The organism is Halorhodospira neutriphila (assembly GCF_016584055.1).
Classification (GTDB): domain Bacteria; phylum Pseudomonadota; class Gammaproteobacteria; order Nitrococcales; family Halorhodospiraceae; genus Halorhodospira; species Halorhodospira neutriphila.
On record NZ_NRSH01000101.1, the window covers coordinates 1 to 8,089 of the forward strand.

The window sequence follows — 8,089 nt, forward strand, 5'->3', positions numbered from 1 at the left end:
GCAGCGGCTGGCGGCCGCCCGCCGGGCGCCGGACGGCCCGCAGGCGGTGCGCCTCCACCGCCTCGGGGCGCCCCGCGGCGACGACCGCGTCGTGGTGCGCAGCGGCGAGCGGACCCTCCTCGACCGCCCCCGGCGCGAGCTGCAGCGCCTCTGGGCGGAGACGAGCTACCGCATGCAGGCCCTGCGCGACGACCCCGAGTGCGCCGCCGAGGCCTTCGACGCCGTGCCCGGGCCCGACGACCCCGGGCTGACCGCTGCGCACCCGGCCTTCGACCCCGCCGAGGACGTCGCCGCGCCGTACACCGCCACCGGCGCCCGGCCGCGGGTGGCGATCCTGCGCGAGCAGGGGGTCAACGGCCACGCCGAGATGGCCGCCGCCTTCCACGCCGCCGGCTTCGAGGCGGTGGACGTCCCCATGAGCGGCGTCCTCGCCGGCGAGGACGACCTCGCCGGCTACCACGGCCTGGCCGCCTGCGGCGGCTTCTCCTACGGCGACGTCCTCGGCGCCGGCGGCGGCTGGGCCAAGTCCATCCTCTTCAACGACACCGCCCGCGAGGCCTTCCGCGCCTTCTTCCACCGGCCGGGGACCTTCACCCTCGGCGTGTGCAACGGCTGCCAGATGCTCGCCCACCTGCGCGAGCTCATCCCCGGCGCCGAGGCGTGGCCGCGCTTCGTGCGCAACCGCTCCGAGCAGTTCGAGGGGCGGCTGTCGCTGGTCGAGGTCCTCGACTCGCCCTCGGTGCTGCTCGCCGGGATGGCCGGCTCGCGGCTGCCGCTGGCGGTGGCCCACGGCGAGGGGCGGGTCGACTTCGCCGCCGGCGACCCGCAGGCGGCCCGCCCGGTGCTGCGCTACATCGACGGCGCCGGCCGCCCGGCGGAGCGCTACCCGGCCAACCCCAACGGCTCCGCCGGCGGGCTGACCGGCTTCACCAGCGACGACGGCCGCGCCACCATCCTCATGCCGCACCCGGAGCGGGTCTTCCGCACCGTGCAGCACTCCTGGCACCCGCCGGAGTGGGGCGAGGCGGGGCCGTGGCTGCGCATGTTCCGCAACGCCCGGGCCTGGCTCGGGTAGGGGGGCCGTCCCGGCGCCCCTCGTGCTGCCCCTTGGGGTTATCCTGGGGGGGAGCGCCACGACCCAGGAATTGCTGAGCGGAAGGAGGTCCCCAGAGTGACGGAGGCAAACGCGATTCGCACGGTCGTCTTCCCGGTCGCGGGGCTGGGCACCCGCTTCCTGCCGGCCACCAAGGCCAGCCCCAAGGAGATGCTGCCGGTCGTCGACAAGCCGCTCATCCAGTACGCCGTCGAGGAGGCCGTGGCCGCCGGCGCGGAGCACCTGGTCTTCGTCACCGGCCGGACCAAGCGCGCCATTGAGGACCACTTCGACACCGCCACCGAGCTCGAGCGTGAGCTCGAGGCCAGCGGCAAGGAGCGGCTCCTGAAGCTGGTCCGCGATACGGTGCCCGAGGGGGTGAGCTGTATCTACATCCGCCAGGGCGAGGCGCTGGGGCTCGGCCACGCCGTCGCCTGCGCCCGGCCGGCGGTGCGCCGCGGCGAGCCCTTCGGCGTCATCCTCGCCGACGACCTCATCGACGTCGGCGAGGGCGGCAGGCCGGTGCTGGCGCAGATGGCGCAGGTGGCCGCCGCCCGCGGCGGCTCGGTGCTCGGCGTCGAGCGGGTCCCGCAGTCCGAGACCCACAAGTACGGCGTGGTCGAGGGCGAGGCGCTCGGCGAGGGGCTCACCGCGGTCCGCGGGCTGGTGGAGAAGCCGGAGCCGGCCGCGGCGCCGTCGAACCTCGCCGTGGTGGGGCGCTATATCCTCTCCTGCAGCGTCTTCGAGCACCTCGCCCAGACCGCCCCGGACCGCCGCGGGGAGATCCAGCTCACCGACGCCATGGCCGGGCTGATGGGCGAGGAGCCGATCTTCGCCCACGAGTACGCGGGGGTGCGCTACGACTGCGGCAGCAAGCTCGGCTACCTCCAGGCGAGCGTGGCCTACGGCCTCAAGCACCCGGAGCTCGGCCCGGCCTTCCGCGACTACCTCGACGGCCTCGGGCCCTCGGGCTAGGCGGGGGCGCGCAGCTGCGCGGCGATGGCGCGCAGGTCGTCGAGGCTGCGCACGTCGGCGCCGCGCAGGGCGATGTAGCGGCGGGGCAGGGCGGCGAAGTGGCGCTCGATGGCCGCCAGGTGCTCGGCCTCGGCCGCCCGGCGCTGGGCGAGGAAGGCGCCGTCGGCGGCCTCCGGCAGGACCTTGTTGACGATCAGCCCGGCGACGTAGAGCCGGTGCTCGGCGAGCTCGGCGACCGCCCGGCGGGTCTCCTCGATGGGCAGGTGCTCCGGGGTGAGGACGAAGACGAAGGCGCTGCGCTCGCGGTCGAGGAGCCGGTCGCGCACGGCGGCGATGCGCCGGCGCCGCTCGTTGAGCAGCTCGTAGACCGGGTCCTCGGGGACCTCGCCGTCGCCGAGCCACTGCGCCCGGTCGCGGTTGTGGGCGCCGCGCCGGTGGAGCAGCCCGTCCACCCACGCCCCCATGAGCTCGGGCAGCGTCAGCAGCCGCACGGTGTGGCCGGTGGGGGCGGTGTCGAAGACCACCTGGTCGTAGCCGCCGGGCTCGCCGGGGCGGGCCTCGTCGAGCAGCAGCGCCACGATGCGGTCGAACAGGGCCGCCTCGTAGGCGCCGGGGGAGCGCCCGGCCATGTCGATCTGCCGCTCCGCCTCGGCGATGAGCGTCGAGCGGACCGTGGCGCGGATATTGCCCTTGACCCGCTCGATGTAGCGGGCGCACTCGGCCTCCGGGTCGATCTCCACGGCGTCGAGCCCGGCGGTGACCGGCGCCGGCTCGCCGCCGAGCTCGGTGCCGAGGGCGTCGCCGAGGCTGTGCGCCGGGTCGGTGGAGACGAGGAGCACGCGCCGGCCCGCCTCGGCTGCCCCGAGGGCGTGGGCGGCGGCGACGGTGGTCTTGCCGACGCCGCCCTTGCCCGAGAGGAAGAGGATGGGGTGCTCGAGCATCGCCCCCCTCCTAGCAGCAGCGGATGTGGTCCAGCGGCGAGCGCTCCATGCCCATGCGCTGGTGCCAGTCGTGGTAGGCCTCGATGAGCGCCGGGTAGAGCTCGAGGGTGTAGTACGAGACCGGGTTGGGCAGCCCCATGGCCTCGCCGAAGAGCAGGAGCATGACCAGGTCGTCGCGCTCCTCGAGCTCGCGCCGGATCTCCGCCTCGTGGCCGAGGCGCAGCATCCGGTCGTAGCCCTCGAGCAGCCGGGCGATGCGGGCCCGCCAGCCCTCGCTGCGCTCACTCACGGTAGCCGCCCTCCAGCTCCGGGGCCTCGTCCGCCGGGTCGCGCAGGGCCTCGAGCTCGTCGCGGCGGCGGAAGAGGCGCACGGCCTCGAGGAGGATCCACAGGGCGAAGCCGAGGATCGCCGCCCCGAAGGCGAAGAGCAGCCACTCGGCCTCCGCGGCGCCGAGCCCGGACCACTCGAAGACCACCTGCTGCGTCATCGCCCAGATGGTCATGGTCAGCAGGAAGAGCATCGGCACCAGCGTCGGCAGGGGGTTGCGGCCCTTCCGGTAGAGCCACAGGGAGAGCAGCATCAGCGTGATGCCGGCGAGCAGCTGGTTGGAGGTGCCGAACAGCGGCCAGAGCAGGTAGCCGCCGGAGCCCAGCCCCTTGCCGCCGTCGGGGACGAGCACGAGCAGGGCGGTCAGGCCGATGGCCAGGCTCGTGCCGACGTGGCGCCGGGCGAGGGGGTGGACGCCGTACTCGGTGCCGAGCTCGCCGATGATGTAGCGCAGCAGGCGCACGGCGGAGTCGAGGGTGGTCGCCGCGAAGCAGACGATGATCAGGGCGACGATGGTCGCGGCGATATCCGGCGGGATCCCCACGCCGCCGGCGAGCTGCGAGGCGCCCTCGACGAAGTTGCCCAGCCCGGCGTTGCCGGCGGCGGCGAAGCTCGAGTAGCTCTCGAGGAACTCGCCCGGGCCGGCGAAGAGCGTGGCCACGGCGATGATGGTGATCAGCGCCAGGGCGCCCTCGCCGAGGGCCCCGAGGTAGCCGACGGTGCGGGCGTCGGGCTCGCGGTCGAGCTGCTTCGAGGAGGTGCCCGAGGCGACGAGGGCGTGGAAGCCGGAGATCGCCCCGCAGGCGATGGTGATGAACAGCAGCGGGAACCAGGGCGTCGTGGCCTCGGTGTTGTAGATCGGCGCGGTGACCGCCGGCTGGAGCAGGAAGAGCCCGGCGTAGAGGATGCCGAGGCCGACGAGCAGCTGCTGCGCGTTGATGTAGTCGCGGGGCTGGAGCAGCTTCCAGACCGGCAGGGTGCTGGCGATGTAGACGTAGCCGAGGAGCACCACGATCCAGATCAGGAAGCTCGCCGGCGTGGCCTCGAGGCCGAGGAGCGCGGTGCTCGCCCCCTCGCCGCCGAGCCAGCCCACCAGGTCGATCTGCAGCCACTCGAGCCGCGAGGTCAGCACGGCCGTGCCGTACATGACGGCCAGGGCGACGAGGGAGGGGACGAGGAGGCTGCCGCCGCGGCGCAGGATGCGCCGGCCCATCCAGAGCGCCATGGGGATCTGCAGCGCCACCGGCAGCACCGCCGCCGGGTTGCTGATGAACAGCTTGGCGATCACCCAGGCGAAGACCGCGTTCACCATCAGGATCAGGATGAGGATGATGAACAGGAAGAGCAGCTTGGCGCGCCGGCCGATGATGCGGTCGGCCATGGTGCCGACGGACTGCCCGCGGTGGCGCACGGAGAGCACGAGGGCGCCGAAGTCGTGGACGCCGGCGGCGAAGACGGTGCCGAGGCCGACCCACGCCAGCGCCGGGCCCCACCCCCAGTACATGGCGATGGCCGGGCCGACGATGGGGGCGGCCCCGGCGACGGAGGTGAAGTGGTGGCCCCAGAGGACCCACTTGTTGGTGGGGACGAAGTCGATGCCGTCCCGGTAGCGGTGGGCCGGCGTGGTAAAGCGCGGGTCGAGGCCGTAGAGCCGCTCGGCGAGGTAGCGCGAGTACCACAGCCAGCCGAAGAGGTAGAGGGCGAGGGTCGCTACTGCCAGCCAGACGGCGTTCATCTCGAAACTCCTTTCCGGCCTTGTCCTGAGGCTCCCACAATGGACAGGACTATAATCGATCGGGACGCCTCGAAGACAGCCGGTAACGGGAGGGGAGCGAGATGAGCGGGATTGTCGTGGGGATGGACGGCTCCGCCGGGGCGCAGCGGGCGCTGCAGTGGGCCCTGGCGGAGGCGGCGCTGCGCGCCTGCCCGGTGCAGGCGGTCTACATCATCGACCGGCGCTACCTCGACTCCGACCTCGGGGTGCTCGTCGCCCCCTCGGCCGCGGAGCTCGAGGCCGAGGCCGGCGCGATCCTCGACCGCGCCCTCGAGGCCGCCGAGGTCCCCGAGGGGGTGGCCGTCGAGAAGGACGTGGTCCACGCCGAGCGCCACGGCATCGTGGGGACGCTGATCGACCGCGCCCGCCCGGACGCGCAGCTGCTCGTCGTCGGCAGCCGCGGCCACGGCGGCTTCGCCGGGCTGCTGCTCGGCTCGGTCAGCCACCAGGTCCTGCAGCACGCGCCGTGCCCGGTGGTGGTCGTCCCCCACGAGCGCTGAGCCCAGGGCGCCCCCGGCCGGCGATGGGGGAAGGGGCGCTGCTCGCGCCCCGGGCTGGCCGCGCCCCGGTCAGCCGCCGTCCGCCTCCTCGTTCGCCTCCTCTTCCGACGATCCCCCGCCGCCCTGGCGCCTGAAGATCTCCGGGAAGGTGCTGAGGGTCTCCGAGCGCTCCCGGTAGATCCCCTCGCCGAGCTCGCGCAGGGCGTCGCGCAGCTGGGCGCCCTGGGTCAGGCTGCGCAGCTCGGCCCGGGTGGCGCGCCGCGCCTCGCGGGCCGAGGTCTCCCCGCCCTGCGGCGGGGCGGCCGTCTCCCCCGGCCAGGGGTGGCGCTGGTTGAAGCCCGCCTGCCCGCCGGAGACGCAGCCGGCGAGGGCGAGGGCGGCGGTGAGCGGGGCGGCGACGGGGCGGATCCAGGCTCGCGGCAGCATGGCCGCCATTATGCGCCCTCGCCGGGGGTGGACCAACCAGCAGGGGCCGCGGCGGCGCCGCGGCCCCTGGGCACGGTGGGCGAGGCGGGTGGCGGCGGGAGGCGCGGCGGCCGCCGGCCCCCTCGAGGGCTACTCCTCGGCCGCCTCGACCTTGATCCGCTTGGCGGGCTCCTCCTGGCGCTTGGGGACCCGCACCTCGAGGACGCCGTTGCGCGAGCGGGCCTGGATGCCCTCCGGGTCGACGTTCTCGGGCAGCGTGAAGCGCCGGAAGAAGGTGCCCCGGACGCGCTCGACGCGCTTCCAGTCGGGGCCGCTCTCGCTCTCGTCGGACTCGCGCTGGCCCTTGATGGTCAGCATGCCGTTGTCCATGGCCACGTCGATCTGCTCCGGGGCGACGCCGGGGAGGTCGACGTGGACGTTGTAGGCGCGCTCGTCCTCGGAGATGTCCACCGCCGGGAGCCAGTTGCTCGCCGTCTCGCCCTCCTCCTCGGCGCTGCGCCCGAGTGCCCCGCTGGGGCGGCTCGTGCCGGGGGCGAAGAAGCGGTCGAGGTCCGTCTGCAGCTGGCGCAGGGCGTTCCAGGGGTCATAGCGCATCAGATGGTCCATACGTATCACCTCCTGATCGGTATACTGTGGGGCTTGGCGGCCTGGGCCGGCGCGTGGCCGACCCGCTCAGCCTTATCCTTTAGAATGGTGGCTCACTGGGCGTTTTCAAGTCCTTGAGAAGGCCGCCGTCCCGGGTCACGCTGCCGCCGCCGCCAGGGGCCCGACGGCGAGCGGTGAACCAATGCAGACGGAGCGAGCGATGGAGACGGTCAAGATCCGGGTTGAGGGCATGAGCTGCGGCCACTGCGAGGCCGCGGTCCGCGCGGCGCTGGAGAGCCTGCCCGGCGTCGAGCGGGTGGTCAGCGTCAGCGCCGCGACCGACGAGGCCACAGTGGAGGGGCGGCCCGACCCCGCCCTGGTCGCCGAGCGGCTCGAGGAGATCGGCTACAGCGGCATGGTCACGGACGACTGAGCGGCGCTCACTGCGGCTCCGGCGCCGCCAGGAGCTCGAGCGCCCGCAGGTAGGCGCCGGTGTGCGAGCCCGCCGCCGCGGCGACCTGCTCCGGCGTCCCGGCGGCGACCAGGCGGCCTCCGCCCCCGCCGCCCTCGGGGCCGAGGTCGATCACCCAGTCGGCGCACTTGATGATCTCCAGGTCGTGCTCGACGACCACGACGGTGTTGCCGTGCTCGCAGAGGCGCTGCAGGACGGCGAGCAGCTGCTCGACGTCGGCGAAGTGCAGCCCGGTGGTCGGCTCGTCGAGGATGTAGAGGCTGCGGCCGTGCTCGCGCCGGGCGAGCTCGCGGGCGAGCTTGATGCGCTGCGCCTCGCCGCCGGAGAGGGTGGTGGCGCTCTGGCCGAGGCGCAGGTAGCCGAGGCCGACCTCGCGCAGGGTCTCGAGCCGCCGGTGGATGGCGGGCAGGGCGCTGAAGAGCTCGCACGCCTGGTTGACGGTCAGCTCGAGGACGTCGGCGATGGTGTAGCCGCGGTAGCGCACCTCCAGCGTCTCGCGGTTGAAGCGCGTGCCGTGGCAGGCGTCGCAGGTGACGTAGAGGTCGGGGAGCAGGTGCATCTCCACGCGCACCACGCCCTCGCCCTGGCACGCCTCGCAGCGCCCACCCTTGACGTTGAAGGAGAAGCGCCCGGCCTTGTAGCCGCGGGCCCGCGCCTCCGGCGTCTCGGCGAAGAGCTCGCGCAGCGGGGCGAAGACGCCGGTGTAGGTGGCGGGGTTCGAGCGCGGGGTCCGGCCGATGGGCGACTGGTCGATGGCGACGACCTTCTCGAGCGCCTCGAGCCCGTCGACGGCGTCGTGCTCGGCCGGGGCCGCCTGGGCGCCGTTGAGCGCCTGCGCCGCGCGGCGGTAGAGGGTGTCGTTGATCAGCGTCGACTTGCCCGAGCCGGAGACGCCGGTGACGCCGACGAGCAGCCCCAGGGGCAGCTCGACGTCGAGCCCGGCGAGGTTGTGGCCGCGGGCGCCGCGGATGCGCAGGCAGCGCCCCGGCGCCGGG

Annotated in this window: 10 protein-coding genes; 4 read left to right on the forward strand and 6 right to left on the reverse strand. The window is 74.1% G+C overall.

Going from position 1 to position 8,089, the window contains the following annotated elements:
* Window positions 1-1,075: phosphoribosylformylglycinamidine synthase subunit PurQ (locus CKO13_RS08950; protein ID WP_200259745.1), on the forward strand; the 1,075-nt coding region annotated here is incomplete at its 5' end.
* Between the two features lie 96 nt (window positions 1,076-1,171).
* Window positions 1,172-2,068, forward strand: a complete 897-nt coding sequence (gene galU, locus CKO13_RS08955; RefSeq protein ID WP_200259748.1) for a UTP--glucose-1-phosphate uridylyltransferase GalU — start codon at window positions 1,172-1,174, stop codon at window positions 2,066-2,068.
* Here the strand turns inward: galU and CKO13_RS08960 are convergent.
* The 3 genes from CKO13_RS08960 to CKO13_RS08970 are packed head-to-tail and all read right to left on the reverse strand — an operon-like array spanning window position 2,065 to window position 5,072.
* Window positions 2,065-3,009 carry an ArsA family ATPase gene (locus tag CKO13_RS08960; protein ID WP_200259751.1) on the reverse strand — a complete coding sequence of 315 codons (945 nt, stop codon included), beginning with the start codon at window positions 3,007-3,009 and terminating at the stop codon, window positions 2,065-2,067. The genes galU and CKO13_RS08960 overlap by 4 nt on opposite strands.
* A 10-nt stretch (window positions 3,010-3,019) precedes the next feature.
* On the reverse strand, window positions 3,020-3,298 hold the full coding sequence (locus CKO13_RS08965; protein WP_200259754.1) for a cory-CC-star protein: 279 nt from the start codon (window positions 3,296-3,298) through the stop codon (window positions 3,020-3,022).
* Window positions 3,291-5,072: a carbon starvation CstA family protein gene (locus tag CKO13_RS08970; RefSeq protein WP_200259757.1), complete on the reverse strand. Its 1,782-nt coding sequence runs from the start codon at window positions 5,070-5,072 to the stop codon at window positions 3,291-3,293. Before CKO13_RS08970 ends, CKO13_RS08965 begins: the two co-directional genes overlap by 8 nt.
* A 101-nt stretch (window positions 5,073-5,173) precedes the next feature.
* Here CKO13_RS08970 and CKO13_RS08975 point away from each other — a divergent pair, with 101 nt between their 5' ends.
* On the forward strand, window positions 5,174-5,611 hold the full coding sequence (locus CKO13_RS08975; protein WP_200259760.1) for a universal stress protein: 438 nt from the start codon (window positions 5,174-5,176) through the stop codon (window positions 5,609-5,611).
* 69 nt (window positions 5,612-5,680) lie between these two features.
* Here CKO13_RS08975 and CKO13_RS08980 read toward each other — a convergent pair whose 3' ends face one another.
* Both CKO13_RS08980 and CKO13_RS08985 read right to left on the reverse strand, forming a co-directional pair.
* Window positions 5,681-6,046 (reverse strand): hypothetical protein, encoded by a 366-nt coding sequence (locus CKO13_RS08980; RefSeq protein ID WP_200259763.1) that lies wholly within the window; start codon window positions 6,044-6,046, stop codon window positions 5,681-5,683.
* A 120-nt stretch (window positions 6,047-6,166) separates the two neighbouring features.
* Window positions 6,167-6,643: an Hsp20/alpha crystallin family protein gene (locus CKO13_RS08985; RefSeq protein WP_200259766.1), complete on the reverse strand. Its 477-nt coding sequence runs from the start codon at window positions 6,641-6,643 to the stop codon at window positions 6,167-6,169.
* Window positions 6,644-6,824: 181 nt separating this feature from the next.
* Between CKO13_RS08985 and CKO13_RS08990 the strand changes: the two genes are divergently transcribed.
* A complete protein-coding gene (locus tag CKO13_RS08990; protein WP_242467967.1) occupies window positions 6,825-7,055 on the forward strand; it encodes a heavy-metal-associated domain-containing protein in 231 nt (76 codons plus the stop codon).
* Window positions 7,056-7,062: 7 nt separating this feature from the next.
* Here the strand turns inward: CKO13_RS08990 and CKO13_RS08995 are convergent.
* Window positions 7,063-8,089, reverse strand: a 1,027-nt coding sequence (locus tag CKO13_RS08995; RefSeq protein ID WP_200259769.1) for an ATP-binding cassette domain-containing protein, incomplete at its 5' end; no start/stop codon positions are given.